Here is a 19,443-nt window from a genome sequence, read left to right on the forward strand (position 1 = left end):
GACGCTTCCTACTGTTCGTCATGATCTGACCAGTCTCCCTGCCCGCCACCGCGGGCAACAGGACGACTCGCATAACGACCGGACCTACGAAACGGGGTCAGCCCACCCGCTCAAGCAAGGGCACCGCCACCCGACCGGTCCCGATGGCCAACTCCAGCGCCTGCCCGTCCCCGGTCAGTTCGGCAAGGAAGTTCACCGTGGGGCCGAGGATCTCCGGGCTGAACATCGGAGACGAGGCGTCGTCATAGCGCCTGGCGGCATCGGCGTCCCACAAGTCACTGGAGGTCATCGCCCGAGCCTGACGAAGCGGCTCAGCCTGAGCAAGTGGATATGCGAACCATCCGACTCTGCCGCTGGCCGCGCTCGAGGGGCGCAGGAGCGGAGCGCGACTTAGCGGCGCTGGTTCCGTGGGTGATTCCGGGCATGGCGCTCGTTTCCCCGCCGGTAGTTGCCGGTGAGTCTGGCCATCAGTTCCTGGGGGTCCTCGGACTCGACGTCTTCGAGGAAGACCCGGGCGCGCCGGCCACGCAGCGTCGTGGCGTTACGCCCGTGGTGACTGATGACCACTTGTTCACCCTGCACGATGTAGGCGAAGCCGTCTGGATTGGGCATAGCCGGAGCGTAGCCAGCGCGCCGTAGCCCCGCCATCGGTCATCCGCTCTTGCCGCGGGTGGTGCGGCGGCCTGCGGTCTGTCTTGCCCCTTCTAGCCGTAGGTTGAGGCATGGCCTATGACGCCGTTGCAGAAAGCCTCCGACTCATCGAGTCTCGCGAGCTCACTCCGGTGAGGAGCCTGAGCCGCCGTCGCCGGCATGCCGCTATGGCGGTCGACGTCTCCGACGACGTAGCGGTGACCATGTTCGCGCGCAGGAGCGTGGGCTGCAACGTCGAGGAAACTCATGTCTTCGCTCGTCACAACGGGGAGTGGGTGATCCTCGGCGGCGGTGGCGGTGGAGCACTGGATGACGACGCCCTCCACGAGCGGCCTGCAGAACTGCCTGCCGGCGGGCGCACAAGCCTTGGTGTGGATCCCCGGATCCTGGCGATGGAAGGCGCCGGCGGCATCCTGGACGGTCATCACAAGAGGTGGTGGACTACCCGCGGGCGGTGGATCAACTACGTCCTCGTGCGGGTCAACGTAGACGTTGCCCATCTCGTCCTCGAGGGTCGGCAGATCGCGGTTCCCTGGCATGGGCGATGCGTCGTCGCCTGGCCCGGGCGACGCGCGCAACGGCTGTCGATTCTCGGCCACGACGGCCGACAGTTGGGACAGGTCAGGCTCGACCCCTCGCCATAGGAAACATCCGGAAGTGCCGCGAGGCGCGCGCGGCCGACAGCCACAGGAGGGATGGACCTCATCCGCTGCTTTCGCGGGTGCTGGGGTATCGGGCCCAGGTGCTGCCGGCTTCTTGGGCGCGGCGTTCGGTGGTGTTGATGTGGTAGCCGAGCATCTGGCTGACGATGGCTGGGGGCGCTTGGAGGGTCAGACGGGACAGGGTGCTGGCACGGGCTGCCCGGGGTTGAAGGCCGAGGTGTTCGAGGCGTAGTCGCAGGGTGGTGGGGTGCACGGGCTGGGTGCCGCGTCGGCCAGGGAACAGCCAGTGGCTGTCGGGGTTTGCGGCGGTGGGGAAACGGTGAGTGGTGAGGTAGTCGGTGAGGAGCTGGTCAAAGGGGGCTGGGACGGGGGCTGGTGGTGTACCCAGGTGGATCTTGACCGCTGCGTCCTCGTCGCGGGTGATGTCTTTGGTGCGCAGCTGTGCGAGGCGACCCAGGGGTTGGGCGTAGAGGAGCATCAGTGCGAGAACGACCCGGTCGCGGTGGTCGAGGGAGTCGTCCAGGGCGGCGCGGCGCAGCCAGTCCAGGCGGTCGGCCTGGCTGAAGGGTCGGATCTGCTGGTGCACGCTGGGCGTGATGCGCAGGGGCGGGGCCAGGCCACGACGGGCCGCCCAGGCCAGGAAGGCTGCTACCGGGGCGCGCTGCCATTGCTTGTGGTCGCTGACCCAGCGGTCCAGATCGTCCTGGGTGAGTGTGTCCAGGTTCTGCTCCTGGCCTCGCAGCCAGGTGAGGAAGGCGTTGGTCTGTCGTAGCGCGACGCGGGTGTTCTGGTCTCGGTAGGGGTGCAGCATTGCCCGGTCGGCGTCTTGGCGTAGTCGCCGATGGAGCTGCCAGCGGGCGTAGCGTTCCAGCACGGGCCGCACGTCGGGGTCGACCTGATCGTTCAGGTAGACGGTGGTCCATTCCTGGACGCGGCGCAGGGTTGGGTCGACCTCGGGCAGGACGCCGGCGGCGATGAGAAGCTGGCGCAGGTGCGCGACCGCGCGGTAAGGCTGGAGCGTGGCCAGACCGTCGTGGGTGAGGTCGACCTGGCCGGTGGCCAGGGCGCCGAGCAACCTGGTGGTGTGTGGTTTGGTGAGCCACAGGATCCCGGTGCGGGGGCGGGGCATGGCCACCAGGTGCTCCAGCAGCGGTTGCAGGGCGGGGGCCACGGTGCCGGTGCCGTCGTCAAGGGCGGCGGTCAACCGGTCTGTCAGCACGCACCGTCCGCAGGTGTTCTTGTAGTGATTCCATCCTTCCTGTCCGCACCGGGCGCAGGTGAAGTTGCCGATGCCGCCGGCGCAGTCGGTGCACACCGTGCGTCCTTGGTCCAGTCCAGGCAGAAGCCGGTGGGTGCCGCATCCGGGGCAGGTTCCGTAGGTCTCGCGGGCCTTGGCGTAGCAGCCGGAGCAGACCGGACCCTCGGGCCAGTTCCGGACAGCGACCACGAACCCTGGCCGGCGGCTGCTGGTGGTCGAGCCCGGGGGTGCTGGTGGCCGGAGCGGGCGGGCGCAGCGGGCACACGAACTGTCGGGGCGGGCCTGCTGGTTCACCTCTGCTCGGGTGTGTCCGTGGTGGTCAGCCGGACGTGGACCGGGCGCACTGGTGGACTGGTCTGGTTACGGCGGGGGCGGGGGTCGCCGACGACCTTGGGGCGGACACCAATGAGGTGGGTCTGGCTGTCGATGAGCTCGTCGGAGGTCACGCCCAGGATGTGGCAGAGCGCGGACAGAACGTGCAGATTGAGCCGTTCGGGGGTGCCGGTGACCAGGCGGTGGGCCTGGGAGCTGGACAGGTTGATCCCGTGCTCGGCCAGGTGCGGGATGATGTCGGTGGTCATGTACATGCCGCGCTCGGCCATCAGTGCGCGCAGTCGCCAGGTGTAGGTCGTGTTCCACAGCTGGGCCATCAGCAGGTTCCTTCCAGAGTTTTCTCGGTGGGGGTGCGGGCCACGGCTTGGGCGATATCGGCGTCCAGGGCGCGGCGCAGGGTGCGGACGCGGAAGTCGGAGGACACGCAGGTGTACAGGCTCGTGGTCGAGCCGTAGTCGTGCCCGACCTGGTCCTGGACGAATCTCAGCTCGAAACCTTGCTCCATCAACGTCGTGACGTAGGAGCGGCGCAGGGAGTGGAAGGTCAACGCCGGGTCCAGACCCAGCTCGTCGCAGTAGGCGCGCAGCCGCCGGGACAGGACCTCCCCAGCGATCCGCTCGCCCCGCTCGGTAGGGAACAGGGCGTCGCCGCCGTTGGTGTGCAGCAGGGGCCGGACCTCCTGCAGGTACTGCTGGACCACGTCCACCGTCCAGGGCCACACCGTGAGCACGCTGCGCCGTTTGGGGGCTGAGCCCCGCTGGGCCTTACCGTGACGGATCAGCAGGACCCCGAAAGCGCCGAACTCCGGGGCGTGCGGGTTGGGCGAGAAGTCGGTGACGTCGAGCATGCGGACCTCATTGCGCCGCATCCCGTACCCGTAGGCGAGCTTGAAGATCACCCCGTCCCGGAACACCGAGGCCCACCCTTTGGTGCCGCGGGCGGCCCGGTCCAGCGCGGTCGCGTCGACGTGCGCGAACAGTGACTCCAGCTCGGCGAGGGTGAACGCCCGGCGGGTCGGCAGCCCCTCGTAGTCGGCCACGTGCGCTGCGCTGTTCACCTCGTTGAGGACCTGCGTGGGGAACGCGTCGAACCGTTCCTGGCACACCAGCGGCCACTCGTAGGCAGGGTCGGTGACGTACTCCCCGAAGATCCGCAACCCGACCTGGTAGTTCCGGATCGTGGACAGAGCAAGGCCTTTCACCGACCGCAGATCGGCGAACCACTCATCGGCGTGGCGGGGCATCCAGGTCCACGGGTACTCGTTGGAATGCTCAACGAACGCGCGCACCTGCGCACGCCGGTTGCGGACTGTGACCACGGAGAGGTTCCGGGCGAGCATCTGCCGTTCCCAGCCGTCGAGCATCGCGTCCAGCACCTGTTCCTCGGGCCGGACCAGGCCCACCCCCGAGGTGATCAACGACAGCGCTGACAGGCTCCGCGGTATCCGGTCCTGATCGTCCATCGACACCTCCTGGCTCGCCCGTCTATCATGACAATAGCCCGCCTATCGCCCGGGCGGCAAGAGAGGCATCGCCCACCTGCACGAACGCCGCCATAGCCCTGAGACGCTTCGCGGCGGGCCCCCAGGAGCAGCGTTCGGAGAGCGTCCCTGGCCTGGAAAATCACTCGCCATGACCAGTCCCGGCAGCCGGGATTTGTCACGCTTGACCGGTCAATGCAAGAGGTGTGTGGCACTTGGTTTTCGGTGGTTTTGAGTGGGAACGGAGAGTGCGTTCTCGGATCGGGTCGGGGCGGCGGTGGATTCGGGAGTTCGGGGTCAGGGTCGAGGGACGGTTGAAGGCTCGACGGAAGTTGTCGGTGCTGGGGTGAACGCTGGGCGGGGTCGGGACGGCTTTAGAGGGTGACCGAGGAAGAACGACGGAAGGATCTGCGATGGGGTCTCAGTCGGTCCGGATGAGAGTTCGGCGGGAAGCCAAGGAAGCTCAGGCGCGGCTGCGGCAGGACCGCAAGGCCAGGGAGAAGAGGCTCAGCGCGCTCGGCGAGGAGGTCATGATCTCGCTCGGTGAGCGGGATGCGGTCGTCCGCGACTTCGAGCAGCGTGCAGGCAGGGCCCTGCGGCAGATGGTTGACGTCGAGGGCATGAGCCTTCGTGAGGCCGCTCACTGGTGCGGCGACGGCTTGACCCAGGCCGAGGCGCGCAGGCTGCGCACCCTGACCGAGGCGAAGAGTTTCTCGGAGCCGGGGGAGTGACCCTGCCGTGACGACTCGGCTCGGCGGGAGCGTCCTGGAGCTGCTTGCAGCAGCGGTCCAGGACGAGGAGACCGTGAGCCGGTGGCGGTCCAAGACGGTGAGGGTTCCGCACAGCAACTGTCTGTGGTGGACCGGTGCGGTCAGCGGGCGCGGTCACGGCCGATTCTGGCTCGGCCCGGGTCGTGTCGTGATCGCTCATCGCTTCGCCTTCGCCCTCGTTAGCGGCGTAGATGCGCTGGATGGCGTCGAGGTGCTGGGCCATCGGTGCGACAACCCGCTGTGCCAGCGGATCGGGGACGAGCACGTGGTCGTCTCCTCGCACCAGCAGAACCGCCGCGAGTGGGCTGCTCGCAAGGACCTCACGGGCTCGCCGCTCGGCGATCCGCGCGGAGCACGAGATCGAGCGCGAGAACTGCGGGACCTGGCCCGCCGCGACCCGTTGCTGGTCACGCAGGACCAGCAACGGCTCCGCGAGATCTATGGCGAGCAGCTGCATCTGTGGTGAGAGCCGCCCCGGCGTGCCGGTTGGTGTTAGGCGGCGTTGTCGGTGGCGCGTGTGCACTATGTCAAGCGAAAGTGGAGTTGAAGACAAATGGCTGGACAGCGACGTCATGAGGGCCAGATGGCTTTAGACCTCTGGTCCGGCGAAGAGGAAGGGGAGGGCTATGAACGAGCTGGGACAGATCGCGATGACGCATTGGGAGCGGTGGAGGCCGGAGGAGCTCCGGCAGATCCCCAACCCCAGGGAGCACTTCACCCAGGTGGGGATGCGGGCACAGGAGCAGGTGGTGCAGCTGACCGAGGAGATTCTTCGTCGGGAACCGCCGAAGGAGGACTACCTCGCGGAGGTGAGCCGGCGCAGCACCGCGGAGGCCACGGCACGGGAGCTGGTGCTCTCGGACCTGCTGGTGATGCCGCAGGGCCAGCCCTCGGAGAGCAGCCCGTCGACGGACCTGATCGACCCGAGCGGGATGCCAACGGACCAGTCGCACCCGTTGTGGGGGGATCTGGAGGACGATCGGGTGAGCCCGAGCGAGTTCCAGAAGCGCCGCGCAGCCTGGATGCAGTCCTTGCAGACCCTCTGACCCTTCCCCCGGGTACCCCCCGGTACAGCACTGGACGGTACGAGAGCGAGGCCGCCCCGACTCGTTTCGGCGGCTCGATCTCGACGCGCCGCCGGGTGGCGAACAACCTCCAGGCGCTGCACTGGCTTCGGGAGGCGCAGCGGGGCGGTGGCGTCAACGAATGGATGCAGCACCGGATCTCTCAGTGGTCAGGCTGGGGGGCGGTCCCTGCCGTGTTCGACGAGAAGAACCAGGAGTACGCCGAGGACCGCAAGCTCCTGCGCGAGTATCTCGACCCCGAGATGTACGCGGCCGCCTCGCGTTCCACGATCAACGCGCACTACACCGACCCCGACCTGATGAGGGTCATGTGGGACGCGCTGAACCAGAGCGGCTTCGACGGCGGGACGGTCCTCGAGCCGGGGTCAGGGTCGGGGAACTTCCTGGGAGCCATCCCCGAGGACCTGCTGTCGACCACACACCTGACCGGGGTGGAGGTCGACCCCATCTCCGCCAACATCTCCCGAGCCCTCTACCCGGACGCGAACGTGCGTACAGAGTCCTTCGCCGACTCGCTCTTCCCCTCGGGGTCCTTCGACGCCGCCATCGGCAACGTCCCCTTCGGCTCCGTCCGGTTGCACGACCAGCGCCACAACCCGGCCAATCTTCCGATCCACGACCACTTCCTCATCAAGACCGTCGATCTGCTCCGTCCCGGCGGCACGAGTTCTGTGAGGTAGGGATGCGCTGTCCAGGGGGCGTGCGGTCAGGCGCAGCAGGACAGCTTCGAGACGTCGGTGGTGAAGGCCTTGGCGACGATCCGGATGCCCTCGGTCATGGTCAGGTAGGGCGCCCAGGCGTCGGCGACCTCGGCGGTGGTCTTGGCGAGGATGTGCACGCCGGCGGCGGCGAGCTCGCCGGCGTCCTTCGCCACGGCGGTGAGGCCGAGGATTTCGCCGGTGTCGGCGTTGGCGACCATCTTGATGAATCCGCGGGTGTCGCGGTTGACCAGGGCCCGGGGCACGTAGTCCAGGGGCAGGACCCGGCAGTCGCAGCGGATCCCGGCGGCGATGACCTGCTCCTCGGTCATCCCGACCGCCCCGATCGCCGGGCTAGTGAACGTGACCCGCGGCAGCCGGGTGTAGTCCACCGAGCGGTCCGCGGCGGCGAAGGCGTTCTCGGCGACCAGGGTGCCGTGGTGGGCGGCGACGTAGACGAACTCGGGGTGCCCGGTGACGTCACCGGCGGCCCAGATCCGCGGGTTGGAGGACTGCAGCTGGTCGGTGACCACGATCTCGCCGGCCTCGCCGGTCTTCACCTCCACCTGCTCCAGGTTGAGTCCGTCGGTGACGGGCCGGCGCCCCAGAGCGACCAGGACCTGGTCGGCGCGGAACTCCTGCNACGATCTCGCCGGCCTCGCCGGTCTTCACCTCCACCTGCTCCAGGTTGAGTCCGTCGGTGACGGGCCGGCGCCCCAGAGCGACCAGGACCTGGTCGGCGCGGAACTCCTGCTCCCCGCCCGAGACGGCTGCGGTAATGACCACCTGCCCCGTGCCGGCATCGCGGGCGACGTGGGTGGGGGTTGCGCGGCGGACCACCCGGATGCCCTCGTCGGCGAAGACCTCCTGCAGTGCCTTGGAGACCTCGGGCTCCTCCTTCGACGCCAGCCGGGAGCGGACCAGGAGGGTCACCTGCGAACCCAGGCGGGCGAAGAGCTGGGCCTGCTCCAGTGCCACGTAGCCGCCGCCGAGCACGAGCAGCGACTGCGGCACGTCGGTCAGCTCCATCGCCGACGTGGAGGTCAGATAGTCGACCTCATCGAGGCCCGCGATGGACGGTGTCCATGCCCGCGCGCCGGTGGCGACCAGGTAGTGGGCGGCTTCGATCGCCTCGACGGTCCCGTCGGGTGCGCTCACCTCAAGCAGGGGCGCGTCCGGAGTGCCGGCGAACGCTGCGTCGCCCCGGCGGACCTGCCAGCCGTAGGCCTCGGCCACGTCGAGGTACTTTTCGCCCCGCAGGCTCTCGACGAGGTCCTGCTTGCCGCTGATCAGTGCCGCCATGTCCACCGGTGCCGCAGTGGTGGTGATGCCGGGGAACCGGGCGCTCGCATCCGCGGCGACGTGGCGCGCCTCGGCGGCCGCGATCAAGGCCTTCGACGGCACGCACCCGGTGTTCACGCAGGTGCCACCGAATGTGCCGCGCTCGATCATCACCACCGACTTGCCCTGGGTGGTGGCGTGGATGGCGGCGGCGAACGCCCCACCGCCCGACCCGATCACCGCCAGATCAAACCTCGACTGCATGCCGATTCCTCCCCGGAACTGTTGGGAAACGCTTCTGATGCAGTCAGACTGGACCTTCCAGCACAGGGGAAGGTCAAGCGAGACCTGCGACACAAGGAGCATGGGATGCGTATCGGGGAACTCGCCGAGGCGGCCGGCACGACGACCAAGACACTTCGCTTCTACGAGGAACGGGGGCTGCTGCCGCCGGCCGAGCGCACCCCCGCCGGCTACCGCGACTACGCACCCGACGCGATCGCCAGGATCGACTTCATCCACCGAGGTCAATCGGCCGGGCTCACCCTCGCCCAGATCCGTCCGATCCTTGACATCCGCGACCAGGGGCAGGCTCCGTGTGGACACGTACGCGAACTACTGGACGCGCGCCTCGCAGACATCGACCAGCAGCTTGCTCAACTCGCCGCGCTGCGCGGCACCATCGCCGAACTCCGTGACGACGCCGCCCAGCCCGAGCCCGACACCTGCAGCCCGGACCAGGTCTGCCGGTACCTATGAGCCGGCTCTACGGCCCACCTCAGCCCCGCCTAACGACCCACACCTTGCGGCTGGGGACAGCTTCGGGAGTTCCGGGCCAAGTAGGTAGGTCAGCAGGCTGTCAATCATCGTGACCTGACCAATAAGGCTGTGCGACCACGCGTTCCATTTGGCAACTGAGCCCACAGATCGCGGCGGCGTGGTCACTGAGACTCGCTCCCCTGGGTGCCCTCATCAGCCAGACCTGCCTCAAACCCGGGCACCAGATCATGGTCATTGCGCCGCCACTTCATCCTGTCGAAGCTGCCCGTCAGGAGATATAGCGTCACAAAAGTCAGGAGAGCCCACCCCACGCTGTACATGGCCACCGATAGAAACTCTTGGAGCGAGTCTTCCGACCACCACCAGGCTAGGCCCACCAGCGCCACGCCGCTCGCGGTCACGAAGACCCCTGCCGGCACCCGACCGTCCTTATTGTCCCCATCCGTGGTCACTGAGACGCCATCGTCTGCTGTCCCTTCGGACTGCACGGCCTCTCCTCGTCGATGCTGTAGGAGGCTGTGTCCAAGGAGATTCCGACCGTCGCGCAGGCCGTCGCCGACACGGTCTGGTCCGTGTCGGAGATCCGCGGGCCCGTGCCGGTGCGACGCACGTCCACGAGCAGATTCTTGGCGCCTTTCGCCGCGCGAGGCCGCACAGAGATCCCACTGCGCCTAAGCCCAGCGACTACTGCAGACCTGCTCATCACCCGACCGCCGGTCACCTCAGGCTGCAGTTCCACCAACGCACTGTGGATGTCGTCAAGCGCGGCCTCGTACGCGGCCGAAGCGTCCGACCAGTCGGCCATCCCCGGCTCTACCTCCTGTGCCAGACGACGAGGACAGTCCTGGATGCGATGAGACCCGTCGTCCCGGTCGATCCATGCGCATGCGACGCCGGTACGCGGGGTGTCGTCGGTGAAGGGGTCGGCGCCGGTATCGACCTGCCAGACCGCCACCTCCGCACCCTCATCGCTGCTGCTCAGGACGCGGTACCACGTGGTTTGGGACGACGACAGCCTTTCCTTCAGCGAGGTGGGCGGGCGAGACCACCTCTCGAAGGACACACCGGAAAGCTCGGTCGCGACCCACCCCACAGCATCCTCGGCAGCGGCATCCGCCTGCGCCTGCCGCGACGAGCAGGATGAGACCAGCAGCCCGACGGCGCACAGCAACCCAACGCCACCAAGCGATCGCCGCCGGCTGCGCGTGTAGAACGCGTGCGTCCCCCGATCGGTGGTGGTCACTGCGACACCTCGTTTGATTTCCCTCAGCAGAATGTCCATGTGTGGTCACCCACCGACTCGGGCGTCGCGGGGAACCCGTCCGGCCCCTGCCTCTCGTAGGTCATCCTGACCTCGTCAGGGAACAGGGCAAGCAGCCGTTCGTGCGTAGAGCGCACGAGACTGGCAGGCGCGTCGGGGGCAAGGACCAACGTCCAAGCCTCCAGCCCGAACTGCTCCACACCCGTGATGTAGAACGCAACGTCGAGGTGCGTCGTGGTGCCCGCCGCCCGGGCCTCGTTCGCGAGCTGGAGGATCCCCGTGGTTGGCCACTCGTCATCGAGGGCGGTGAGGTCATCCCGGGTAGCCAGGGCGTGCGACCACGCGGTATCAGCTGAGTACTCCCGGAAGACCTGCTCCCGGTAATCGGCCGACGGTGCCTCGGGCCCGGAGACGTCTCGATCCCCCACAAGATCCTGAACCCACTGGGGCAGGTCCCCACCACGGACCGTGTAATGCGCGCCGTGGCAATGGACGCGAGAGCATGCTCCGGTCTCGCGGAGGCCTCTCTGCTCGATCCGCTCCAAGTAGTCCGGCCAGCCCTCGCGCCGCCACCTCTTGATGAAGTCGAACATTATCGTGGTCACTGAGACTCATCCTCCCGATGCCCTTGCTTCGCAGCGGCAATGTCCTCGTCGGTGTGAGTGGCAGTCATCTGCTTCATGCCCGGGCGGTATCCCGGTTGCGAGTGAAGCCACTCCCGCGCTTCCTCGGTGAGGCGAGCCTCGTCTGCCGCGCCGCGGCTCTCGCTGCCCTGCCCCATGCCCTCTCCCTTCGTCGTCGTCGGCGTCACCCCCGGGTGGTTGCGATCAGAGGCGGTGCTCGAGGCCTTCGAGGTGACCGAGGCGACGTGGACCGAGGCGGCCGAGCGCATCCCCGGCTTCGGCGCCTCGGAGACGCCGGCCTATGTGGCACGCGGGGTCGCCGCCCTCGCGGCCGACCCCGGGGTCGCTCGACACCACGGCGCGGTGCTCACCGCGCGCCAGCTCTCCGACGAGTACGGGGTGACGGACGTCGACGGGTCGCGACCTGACTGCTGGGGCCTCATTCGCGACCTCGGCTGGGAGGACCAGCCCCTCGGCGTCATCGACGACTACCGCTGAGCCCGGGGCGACCTACAGGGTGCCCAGCCCCGGCACGAACCGCCCCACCCGCTCGGCGTAGTCGCGGAAGTCCTGACCGTGGACCCGGAGCAGGTAGGGCTCCTCGACGAACCGGACCTGCAACTCCACGCCGATGGTCAGAGCGATGACCGCGGCCAGCGTCACCGGGTTGGGGACCATGACGAGGACGCCGATCATCGCCAACCCCATGGCGGTGAAGATCGGGTTGCGCACGAGGGCGAAGGGACCGCGAGTCACCAGGGCCGTCTCCTCGCTGGGGTCGACACCGATCCGCCACGAGGCGCCCATCGCCTGCTGGGACGCGATGACCAGCGCGAGACCGGCGAGGGCCACGACGAGCCCAACCCACCAGGCCACCCCCGGTTCGAGCGTCGACGCGGGTGCCACCAACGCGAGGACAGGCCCGACGAGGCCGAGGAGCACCGCGACGGCGAAGAGTGCGCCACCCCACCGTCCGGCACCGGCCTCGGAGGCGACGCGACGGATCCCGGTGTCGCCGGTCCTGCGGTACTGCTGCCAGGTTCGCGCGCCGAAGGCCAGGAGCAGGCCGACGACGTAGACGCCGAGCGCGACGATGGCACCGACCTCGACAGAGGGGGTCACGACGCGCCCTCGCGGTCGAGGTGGTCGTCGAGCGTCAGGGTCGCCCCCGCAGCCGCGAGGAGCGCATCAGCACTGCCGAGCAGCTCAGCGAGGCGCTCAGGATCAGCGAGCGCGAACCACGAGGACCTCCCTTCGGGTCGGACCGTGACCAGACCACAGTCCCGCAGGCAGGCCAGATGCACGCTGACGGTCGACTGGGCGAGGTGCATGTGGTCGACGAGGTCGCGGACCCGGTGCTCGCCCGTCGCCAGGTGATCGAGCAGCGCCAGCCGGGTCGGCTCGGACAACGCGTGGAAGAGCGCAGCGAAGGCCCCCCGTGCCTCGGCGCCGGCCAGCGCGCCACCTTCTTCATTGATCGTCATTTAACGATGATATCCCACTGTCACGATGAAAGTTGGGTTGGGGCACGACGAAGGCCCCGCCACGCGATGCGTGACGGGGCCTTCGGGTTTCGAGGCATCGGCCGCTGACGGCCTCTCTCCTCAACCCACGGTGGTACTGGCGACGTCACATATTCGAACTGCACGAATAGCTCGTGCTCGCGAGCATCCGAGGCCGTTAAGCCCTGCCAGTTCCGCTCCCCACAAGTCCAGTGAACGCGAGGCCGAAGTAGGTCATGCCAGCCGCCCAACGGCCGACCACTCGAGGCCGTCGCTGGACCCGCCGCAGTCACCGAGACCCTCCCTCATCTTCTTCGCTCCGGTCGATGGTGCGGTACATCGTTGCTCGGTGGTCACTGAGACGCTCCCCAGTTGCGCTTCTCGTCATAAAGGTCCGTCGCGATCGGCCGAGCAAGGCACCGCCAAGGTCCGCCGCACTCTCCCAGGAAGGCGGCTGGACTGTCTCCGCTCATCTCCAGTTCCCACCTCTTGACGATGTTGCCCTCCCTTCGCGTGTCCGGCGACCAGTTAAAGGACGTCGAAGCGGTAGTGGATGGTGTCGCTGCCCTCTCGGTACGGGGCGAAGCCCATGGCCTCGTAGTAGGCCATGTTGTACGGGCTTGGGCCTCAGGTGTCGGACGGTCGTCGTCATCGGAGAAGGTTGAGGGGGAGTCGCTCAGCACCTATCAGCCGGTGTGCTGGCCACACCACTGCGACGTCAAGGTCATCGCCCCGGGTGGGTACCACAATTCGTCCCTGGCCGTGGAAATCCACTGCTCCGTCTTCGTCGACGCCGCCACCGGCGTCAACGACTTCATACGGGAGGCTCTGCGTGTGCGAGGCCAGTGACAACTCGAAGGAGCCAGGTGGCCGCAGTTCGCCCCAGGAGCTATCGGGTCCCCATCCTGCGAGATCAGCGAGATAGTCGTGACCGCTGATCTCCGCAGCTTCCCAAGAGATTTGGAAGGTGGCGGCGGAGCCTCGCACCACCCATCCGTAGATCTCGACAGTGGCACCGTTGCCTTGGAAGCGAACGTCCAGTCCTGCCACCGTGCGAGCAGGCTCACGCGGAGTGGTCACTGAGACACCTCCATGCCCCCCTGGGACTCGGCACTGGATTCCTCGAGCACCAAGGTCATGAACACACTGTTCGGATCGTCCTCGTACGTCCCAAACGGTTCGCAATCACTGAAGCCGGCTTTGCGATAGAAGGCGCGGGCTGGTGCGAAGAAGGCCATACTCCCAGTCTCCAGCGACACCCTCTTCACACCCCGCAATCGCGCATCGTGCAGTGCGTGGCCGAGCAACAGGGACGCGACGCCTGCTCCGCGCCGAGCCGGCGCAGTCCTCATGCTCTTCAGCTCCTCACAACCCTCGGTCATCGCCGCCAGGGCGACGGTTCCGATGACGTCTCCATCTTCAACTGCAACCCACATTTGAACGCTGGGGTCGCGCAGGGCGTCTACATCCAAAGCGTGCCGGCTCTCATAGGGTGCTGTCGGAGCAATGTCGTCTAGGTGCTCCCGCAGGAACGCCACCAACGCATGATCCTCGAAGTCAGCCTCGACGACTTCAAACGTCGGTGTGGTCATTGAGCCCCTTCCTTCTGCGCCTTGGCGCGCTTAAGCGTGCGGTACACGGTTGCCCTGGACACGTTGTAGTCCTCAGCTAGTTGACCAACGGTCGCGGTGCCGGCCTCGTAGTCTTGGAGCAGCTTCTTCGTGCGCCGCTCGTTGAGCTTGGGCGGCTTCCCGTTGAGCCGGCCCTGCGCCCGCGCGATCGCTAAGCCCTCCATGGTGCGCTGCCGATTCAGGTCGGACTCGAACTCCGCGACCATCGCCAGTGCGTTGAACAGGAACTTTCCCACCGGGTCCTCCGGGTCGTGCAGCGACGGCCCCAGCTGCAACGCCGCTCCCTTGGCGTACACCTGACCCACGAGGTCGCGAGCATCTGGCACCGATCGGGCTAGCCGGTCGAGCTTGGTCACCACGAGCACATCCGCAGGACGAAGGGCGGCGATCGCTTGTGTGAGCCCGGGCCGGTTCTTCATCGACCGCCCCGTGCGCTTGTCCGTGTAGATCCGCTCCTGGTCCACACCGAGGTCAGTCAGGCCCTTGAGCTGCGCAGCGAGGTCCTGGCGCTCAGTCGAGACCCGCGCGTATCCAATCAGCACGCCGCCCGCACCCTCTCGTGTGTCATTTGGGGTTCGTTACTGCGATTCTACGACGTGCAGGTCAAATGCGACGGGCTCGCCGCGATCGGCGCGCTGAACGGTCGTCGCAATCGCGGCGTCGCATTTGACGATCCTCCAACGGAACGCCCGTTGCCCGGGCGTCACCTGACCGGCAGGCCGGCGCCACCGAGGTGCTCGACGAGCCCCGTTGTCTACAGCGGAGGCCACACGATGAGCGGTCACATCGTGGCTCGGGAACTGACATCAGTGGGTCACGTTCCTTCGCATCAGAGGGGCACTTCCCAATCGCTGATGAGTCTGGTCTGCAGCCGCTGGACGATCGCATCCCAACCGCCGGTGAGCAGGAGTGTCCCGACGATGATCAGCAGGCTTGCGCCGACGACCTGGATCGCGCGCTGGTGTCGTTGCAGCCACGACGAGACCGGGGCCCAGCGCTCGTAGGCCGCGGCGATGAGGATGAAGGGCAGTCCCAGCCCTAGGCAGTAGGCCACGGCGAGAACGACAGCTCGGGTGATCGAGGCGTCGCCGGCGAGGTTGAGCGCGAGGACCGCGGCAAGTGTCGGGCCCATGCAGGGAGCCCAGCCCAGCCCGAAGACGGCCCCGAGGACTGGCGCCCCGGCCAGGCCGGTGGCGGGCTTGATCGGCAGGCGGAAGGTCCGCTGCGAACCGGCGCCGAGGAAGACAAGGGCCATGAGAATCACCACTACGCCACCGATGCGCATCAGCAGCTCTCGGTGCTCCACGAGCGCGCGGCCGGCGGTGGCGACGAACATCGAGGCAAGAACGAAAACGAGGGTGAAGCCGAGGATGAACAGCAGCGCGCCCAAGACCATCCGGCCGCGGCTGCGCTTCTCCAGTGCTACGTCGGACAGGCCGGTGACGTAGCCGAGATAGCCCGGTACGAGGGGCAGCACGCAGGGCGTGGCGAAGGAGACGAGCCCGGCGAGGGCCGCGACGAGCACGGCGAGAGGCAGAGCCCCACTGGCAACCTGGTCACTGAGCCCGGTCGTGAAAGCGACGATCATCGACCCTCCTCGGCGAGGGTGTCCTCGATCAAGCCTCGAAGGGTCGACTGCGTGGTGGCCCCGAGGACAACCGCAGCGATACGACCCTGTCGGTCGAGGACAGCGGTGGAGGGCTGGGTGGTCATCTTGCCCTGCATGGCGATCGAGGTGGTGCCGGATTTGTCGTAGATCGAGGGCCAGACGAAGCCCCACGTCTTGGCTTGTGCTCTGCCGGTCGCTACGGAGGACTCTCGGAAGTTGATCCCGACGAGCTGCACGTCATCGCCCTTCAACTCCTTGTTGAGCGCGACGAGGTGTGGGGCCTCTTTGGCGCAGGGTCCGCACCAGCTGGCCCAGACGTTGACGACGACGACCTGGCCACGGTGATCGGCGCTGTCCCACGTCTGGCCGTCAAGCGTGTCACCAGCGAGCTCGACGGGTTCGCCCCGCTGGGTCTCGTCGAAGGCGGTCACGCTGCCGTCCCCGGATCGATAGCCGAGGTCTTGCTCATCCTTGGCGCCGGATGAGGAGCACGCGGCGAGCCCACTGGTGGCAGCGACAGCACTGGCCGCGGCGAGGAGACTTCGGCGGGAGGGACGACGTGCGGTCATTCGGGTCTCATGCTCCTGAGGTCGTCGCCGCGCGTGCGTGGATGCGCGGCGAGGTGTCGGGGTCGTCGTTCGTCAGCGCCGAGGCGGCTGGAGGATGCCGCTCGGCCTCTCGGCGTGATGGCGATTCGGTCCACGGGGCACTGATCACAGGAGCGTGACCCAGTAGTCCCAGAACCTGATAGCGATGAGCACGATGATCACCAGGTACCAAGCGGTCAAGACCGCTGCGCGGTACTCGATGAGCATCGCCACACCGCGGCGTGCGGGCGAAGCGACGGAGCCACGGTGACGCCGAAGGTTGTGGATGGTGGTGTGCCAGAAGACGGCGATGGTCACGACCCACACGACCATGCAATAGGGACACAGTGCGCCGATGACGTACAGGCTCTGGAAGATCAGCCAGTGAATGAACACCACCGCGAGGGTCACCGCGGCCTGGGTCGCGACCCACAACCATGCCCGAAGGCTTGTGCCACTGACCAGGACTGCTCCAAGCATGGCAAGGGCTGCGAACCCGGCGACTCCGATAAGCGGATTGGGGATGCCGAAGGCGTCTGCCTGCGGGGTGACCATGACCGAGCCGCAGGACAGGATCGGGTTGATGCTGCACGAGGGGACGTAGTCCGGGTTCTTGAGCAGCTCGATCTTCTCCACGAGCAGCACGCCGGCGCAGAGCAGCCCGACCAGGCCCCCGACGAGGTAAAGCCAGCCCAGTCCGCGTGCGTTGAATGCAGCCGACGGAGTGACGACGGCCGGCTCAGTCTTCGATTGCGGCATCAAGCTTGGTCTCGAAGTCGGCGATGGTGGTCGGCTCGATCTTTTCGCCGTCGAGGAAGAACGTGGGGGTGCCGGTGACGCCCAGTGTCTGGGCGTCCTTCTTGCTCTGCTCGATGCGCTGTGCTGCGGCGGGGTCTTTCAGGCTGGCGCGGTACTGCTTCATGTCCAACCCCAGCTCCTGGGCATATCCCTCGAAGGTCTTCTCCTTGGACGACTCAGAGTGGCTCCACTCGGCCTGCGTCTCGAAGAGCTTGTCGTGCATTTCCTCGAACTTGTCCTGTTCACGGGCGGCCTCGGCAGCTAGCGCCGCGTTCATCGAGTTTCCGTGGAGGGGGAGGTAGCGCACCACGAAGGTCACATCTTTGCCGTATTTCTCTCGCAGGTCCGTCATGACGGGGTGGGCTGCGCCGCACGCTTCGCACTCGAAGTCGAGGTACTCCACGAACACTGCCTTCTTGCCGGAGGTCAGGCGAGGGCTGTCATCGCGCACCAATGGCGCGGACGCACCGCTTCCGGACCCCGTGGGTGCCGCTTCTTCGCCGGCCCGGCTGAACGTCACCGCAGCGACCAGTGCTACCAGGACCGCCACGATCATGGCCATGGACAGTTTCAGGCTCTTGCTCATCGGGTTCCAATCATCGAAGGGCGCTGCTGGCGCGCAGAGTAGTCATCGTTTCTGGCCTCAGGCTGGGAATGGCGCTGGGTGCGATTGGCTCGCAAACCGTTGGCGATGACGATGACCTCGGCGACCTCGTGGACCAGCACGACCGCGGCCAAACCCAGCACGCCGAACAGGGCAAGCGGGAACAGGACCGCGATCAGGGCCACGGACAGGACGACGTTTTGGGTCATGATCGCTCGTCCGCGGCGGGCATGTGCGAGGGCTTGTGGCAGCAGCCGCAGGTCGTGGCCGGTGAAGGCAACGTCTGCGGACTCGACTGCGGCGGCGGAACCGCTGGCGCCCATCGCGATACCGACGGTGGTCGTGGCCAGCGCGGGCGCGTCGTTGATGCCGTCGCCGATCATCGCCGTCGGGGCCGTGGCCATCGAGGCGCGGATGTGGTCGGCCTTGTCCTGGGGCAGGGTCTCCGCGTGAACTTGTCGGATGCCGGCTTCACTGGCGATGGCCTGCGCGGTGCGTGTGTTGTCCCCGGTGAGCATCACGGTGGACACCCCCTGCTGGTGCAGGGCGGAGATGGCCTGGGCTGCCTCGGGGCGCAGCTCGTCGCGGACGCCGATCACGCCGCACGCTTGATCGTTGACCTCGACCACAATGAGGCTCATGCCTTGGCTGGCCATGGCGTCGGCCTGCCCGCTCAGGTCGTGCGGGGCGACCCAGCGGGGGCTGCCAACGCGTACCCGGAGTCCGTCCACCAACCCGGTGACTCCGTGTCCGGCGTGCTCGTGGACGTCGCTCGCCGCAGGATGATCTGGTGAGGCAGCGACCACTGCCGCCGCCAGGGGGTGGGTGCTGGTGGCCTCCAGTGCCGCTGCCAAGGAGAGCACCTCCGCGTCGGTGTGACCGTTGGCCGCGTGGGTGGCCACCACCCGGGGCTCGTTGCGAGTCAGGGTGCCTGTTTTGTCGAAGGCGACGGTGCGGATCGTCCCGAGCTGCTCGAAAGCTGCTCCGGACTTGATGATCACCCCGAACTTGCTGGCCGAGCCGATCGCTGAGATCACCGTGACCGGGACCGCGATCGCCAAGGCGCAGGGTGAGGCCGCGACCAGCACCACCAGCGCACGCTCGATCCACGTCTGTGGGTCGCCCACGACGAACCCGTACGCCGCGATCAGAGCAGCGGCCAGCAGCACCAATGGGACGAGTGGTTGGGCGATGCGGTCAGCCAGGCGCGCACGCTCGCCCTTGTTCGCGTGAGCCTGCTCGACGAGCTCGACCATCTGGGTCAGGGAGTTGTCGCGCCCGTCGGCGACTGCTGTGATGCGCAACGTGCCCGATGTGTTGACCGATCCGGCCGCGATCTCGTCGCCGGGCGCGACTTCGACGGGGATCGACTCGCCGGTGATCGCAGAGGTGTCCATCCACGAGTGACCCGCCTCGACCACGCCGTCCGTGCTGACCCGGTCGCCAGCGCCGACGACGAGGACATCGCCCCGCCGAACCTGCTCCGCGGGGATCCGTTCATCAGTTCCCGCTCGTGAAACGACAGCGGTCTCTGGGATCAGGGACAACAACGCCCGCAGCCCGTGACGGGCCCGGTCCATAGCGCGGTCCTCAAGCGCCTCGGCAATCGAGAACAGAAAGGCCAAGGCTGCTGCCTCGCCCACGTGCCCCAGCAGGACGGCACCCGTACCGGCGATCGTCATCAGCAGGCCCACACCCAACCGGCCCTGCCCACGCCCCGTGACTAGGTGTACCCGGCCACCACGTTGGTTACAGGCGGCTGATGGGTGGATGGCCTGCGAGTGAGCTGTGGCGTCGTTCAGTGTTGTAGTGCTCGAGCCATGGCGCAAG

Annotated in this window: 25 protein-coding genes and 2 pseudogenes; 7 read left to right on the forward strand and 20 right to left on the reverse strand. The window is 67.4% G+C overall.

Annotated features, from left to right (window positions below):
- Positions 1-97: 97 nt before the first annotated feature.
- On the reverse strand, positions 98-289 hold the full coding sequence (locus AB8K43_RS15090) for a hypothetical protein (RefSeq protein ID WP_370895041.1): 192 nt from the start codon (positions 287-289) through the stop codon (positions 98-100).
- A 101-nt stretch (positions 290-390) separates the two neighbouring features.
- Positions 391-612: a hypothetical protein gene (locus AB8K43_RS15095; RefSeq protein ID WP_219979541.1), complete on the reverse strand. Its 222-nt coding sequence runs from the start codon at positions 610-612 to the stop codon at positions 391-393.
- A 110-nt stretch (positions 613-722) separates the two neighbouring features.
- Between AB8K43_RS15095 and AB8K43_RS15100 the strand changes: the two genes are divergently transcribed.
- The gene (locus AB8K43_RS15100) at positions 723-1,295 is read left to right on the forward strand and encodes a hypothetical protein (protein WP_370895042.1); all 573 of its coding nucleotides are present in this window, start codon (positions 723-725) and stop codon (positions 1,293-1,295) included.
- A gap of 58 nt (positions 1,296-1,353) precedes the next feature.
- Here the strand turns inward: AB8K43_RS15100 and AB8K43_RS15105 are convergent, their stop codons facing one another.
- The 3 genes from AB8K43_RS15105 to AB8K43_RS15115 form a co-directional block, all read right to left on the reverse strand.
- On the reverse strand, positions 1,354-2,760 hold the full coding sequence (locus AB8K43_RS15105) for a hypothetical protein (RefSeq protein ID WP_370895043.1): 1,407 nt from the start codon (positions 2,758-2,760) through the stop codon (positions 1,354-1,356).
- Positions 2,761-2,861: 101 nt separating this feature from the next.
- On the reverse strand, positions 2,862-3,221 hold the full coding sequence (locus AB8K43_RS15110) for a helix-turn-helix domain-containing protein (protein ID WP_370895044.1): 360 nt from the start codon (positions 3,219-3,221) through the stop codon (positions 2,862-2,864).
- Complete coding sequence (locus tag AB8K43_RS15115) at positions 3,221-4,366, reverse strand: tyrosine-type recombinase/integrase (RefSeq protein ID WP_370895045.1); 1,146 nt, start codon at positions 4,364-4,366, stop codon at positions 3,221-3,223. Before AB8K43_RS15115 ends, AB8K43_RS15110 begins: the two co-directional genes overlap by 1 nt.
- A gap of 431 nt (positions 4,367-4,797) precedes the next feature.
- Between AB8K43_RS15115 and AB8K43_RS15120 the strand changes: the two genes are divergently transcribed.
- From AB8K43_RS15120 to AB8K43_RS15135, 4 genes are all read left to right on the forward strand, one after another.
- Positions 4,798-5,115, forward strand: coding sequence for a hypothetical protein (locus tag AB8K43_RS15120; RefSeq protein WP_370895046.1), 318 nt, complete (start codon positions 4,798-4,800; stop codon positions 5,113-5,115).
- A gap of 7 nt (positions 5,116-5,122) precedes the next feature.
- The gene (locus AB8K43_RS15125) at positions 5,123-5,620 is read left to right on the forward strand and encodes a hypothetical protein (protein WP_370895047.1); all 498 of its coding nucleotides are present in this window, start codon (positions 5,123-5,125) and stop codon (positions 5,618-5,620) included.
- Between the two features lie 160 nt (positions 5,621-5,780).
- Complete coding sequence (locus tag AB8K43_RS15130; RefSeq protein ID WP_370895048.1) at positions 5,781-6,200, forward strand: hypothetical protein; 420 nt, start codon at positions 5,781-5,783, stop codon at positions 6,198-6,200.
- A 95-nt stretch (positions 6,201-6,295) separates the two neighbouring features.
- Positions 6,296-6,919, forward strand: a complete 624-nt coding sequence (locus AB8K43_RS15135) for a hypothetical protein (RefSeq protein ID WP_370895049.1) — start codon at positions 6,296-6,298, stop codon at positions 6,917-6,919.
- Between the two features lie 26 nt (positions 6,920-6,945).
- Here AB8K43_RS15135 and AB8K43_RS15140 read toward each other — a convergent pair.
- A pseudogene (locus AB8K43_RS15140) lies at positions 6,946-7,497 on the reverse strand (FAD-dependent oxidoreductase); the annotation flags it as partial.
- Between the two features lie 115 nt (positions 7,498-7,612).
- Positions 7,613-8,482, reverse strand: a pseudogene (locus AB8K43_RS15145) (FAD-dependent oxidoreductase); the annotation flags it as partial.
- A 105-nt stretch (positions 8,483-8,587) separates the two neighbouring features.
- Here AB8K43_RS15145 and AB8K43_RS15150 point away from each other — a divergent pair.
- Positions 8,588-8,977 carry a heavy metal-responsive transcriptional regulator gene (locus tag AB8K43_RS15150; protein ID WP_370895050.1) on the forward strand — a complete coding sequence of 130 codons (390 nt, stop codon included), beginning with the start codon at positions 8,588-8,590 and terminating at the stop codon, positions 8,975-8,977.
- Positions 8,978-9,446: 469 nt separating this feature from the next.
- Here the strand turns inward: AB8K43_RS15150 and AB8K43_RS15155 are convergent, their stop codons facing one another.
- The 3 genes from AB8K43_RS15155 to AB8K43_RS15165 are packed head-to-tail and all read right to left on the reverse strand — an operon-like array spanning position 9,447 to position 11,040.
- Positions 9,447-10,280: a hypothetical protein gene (locus AB8K43_RS15155; RefSeq protein ID WP_370895051.1), complete on the reverse strand. Its 834-nt coding sequence runs from the start codon at positions 10,278-10,280 to the stop codon at positions 9,447-9,449.
- The gene (locus AB8K43_RS15160) at positions 10,265-10,864 is read right to left on the reverse strand and encodes a hypothetical protein (RefSeq protein WP_370895052.1); all 600 of its coding nucleotides are present in this window, start codon (positions 10,862-10,864) and stop codon (positions 10,265-10,267) included. The genes AB8K43_RS15155 and AB8K43_RS15160 overlap by 16 nt, the downstream gene beginning before the upstream one ends.
- On the reverse strand, positions 10,861-11,040 hold the full coding sequence (locus tag AB8K43_RS15165; protein WP_370895053.1) for a hypothetical protein: 180 nt from the start codon (positions 11,038-11,040) through the stop codon (positions 10,861-10,863). The genes AB8K43_RS15160 and AB8K43_RS15165 overlap by 4 nt, the downstream gene beginning before the upstream one ends.
- Here AB8K43_RS15165 and AB8K43_RS15170 point away from each other — a divergent pair.
- Positions 11,039-11,380 carry a hypothetical protein gene (locus AB8K43_RS15170; protein ID WP_144857730.1) on the forward strand — a complete coding sequence of 114 codons (342 nt, stop codon included), beginning with the start codon at positions 11,039-11,041 and terminating at the stop codon, positions 11,378-11,380. The genes AB8K43_RS15165 and AB8K43_RS15170 overlap by 2 nt on opposite strands.
- A gap of 12 nt (positions 11,381-11,392) precedes the next feature.
- Here AB8K43_RS15170 and AB8K43_RS15175 read toward each other — a convergent pair whose 3' ends face one another.
- The 10 genes from AB8K43_RS15175 to AB8K43_RS15220 all read right to left on the reverse strand — a co-directional run.
- Positions 11,393-12,004: an isoprenylcysteine carboxylmethyltransferase family protein gene (locus AB8K43_RS15175; protein ID WP_144857731.1), complete on the reverse strand. Its 612-nt coding sequence runs from the start codon at positions 12,002-12,004 to the stop codon at positions 11,393-11,395.
- On the reverse strand, positions 12,001-12,366 hold the full coding sequence (locus AB8K43_RS15180; protein WP_144857732.1) for a metalloregulator ArsR/SmtB family transcription factor: 366 nt from the start codon (positions 12,364-12,366) through the stop codon (positions 12,001-12,003). The genes AB8K43_RS15175 and AB8K43_RS15180 overlap by 4 nt, the downstream gene beginning before the upstream one ends.
- A 1,094-nt stretch (positions 12,367-13,460) precedes the next feature.
- A complete protein-coding gene (locus AB8K43_RS15185) occupies positions 13,461-13,976 on the reverse strand; it encodes a GNAT family N-acetyltransferase (RefSeq protein WP_370895054.1) in 516 nt (171 codons plus the stop codon).
- Positions 13,973-14,557, reverse strand: a complete 585-nt coding sequence (locus AB8K43_RS15190) for a recombinase family protein (RefSeq protein WP_370895055.1) — start codon at positions 14,555-14,557, stop codon at positions 13,973-13,975. Before AB8K43_RS15190 ends, AB8K43_RS15185 begins: the two co-directional genes overlap by 4 nt.
- 287 nt (positions 14,558-14,844) lie before the next feature.
- The gene (locus tag AB8K43_RS15195; RefSeq protein ID WP_368246118.1) at positions 14,845-15,603 is read right to left on the reverse strand and encodes a cytochrome c biogenesis CcdA family protein; all 759 of its coding nucleotides are present in this window, start codon (positions 15,601-15,603) and stop codon (positions 14,845-14,847) included.
- Positions 15,600-16,193: a TlpA disulfide reductase family protein gene (locus tag AB8K43_RS15200; protein ID WP_370895056.1), complete on the reverse strand. Its 594-nt coding sequence runs from the start codon at positions 16,191-16,193 to the stop codon at positions 15,600-15,602. Before AB8K43_RS15200 ends, AB8K43_RS15195 begins: the two co-directional genes overlap by 4 nt.
- A gap of 144 nt (positions 16,194-16,337) precedes the next feature.
- Positions 16,338-16,970: a vitamin K epoxide reductase family protein gene (locus AB8K43_RS15205; protein ID WP_259909130.1), complete on the reverse strand. Its 633-nt coding sequence runs from the start codon at positions 16,968-16,970 to the stop codon at positions 16,338-16,340.
- Positions 16,951-17,595 (reverse strand): thioredoxin domain-containing protein, encoded by a 645-nt coding sequence (locus AB8K43_RS15210; protein ID WP_007926780.1) that lies wholly within the window; start codon positions 17,593-17,595, stop codon positions 16,951-16,953. The genes AB8K43_RS15205 and AB8K43_RS15210 overlap by 20 nt, the downstream gene beginning before the upstream one ends.
- Positions 17,592-19,385, reverse strand: coding sequence for a heavy metal translocating P-type ATPase (locus AB8K43_RS15215; protein WP_370895057.1), 1,794 nt, complete (start codon positions 19,383-19,385; stop codon positions 17,592-17,594). The genes AB8K43_RS15210 and AB8K43_RS15215 overlap by 4 nt, the downstream gene beginning before the upstream one ends.
- A partial coding sequence (locus AB8K43_RS15220; protein ID WP_370892097.1) for an integrase core domain-containing protein occupies positions 19,363-19,443 on the reverse strand: 81 nt, incomplete at its 5' end. The genes AB8K43_RS15215 and AB8K43_RS15220, both read right to left, overlap by 23 nt.

Source organism: Janibacter sp. GXQ6167 (assembly GCF_041365945.1).
GTDB lineage: Bacteria > Actinomycetota > Actinomycetes > Actinomycetales > Dermatophilaceae > JBGFSK01.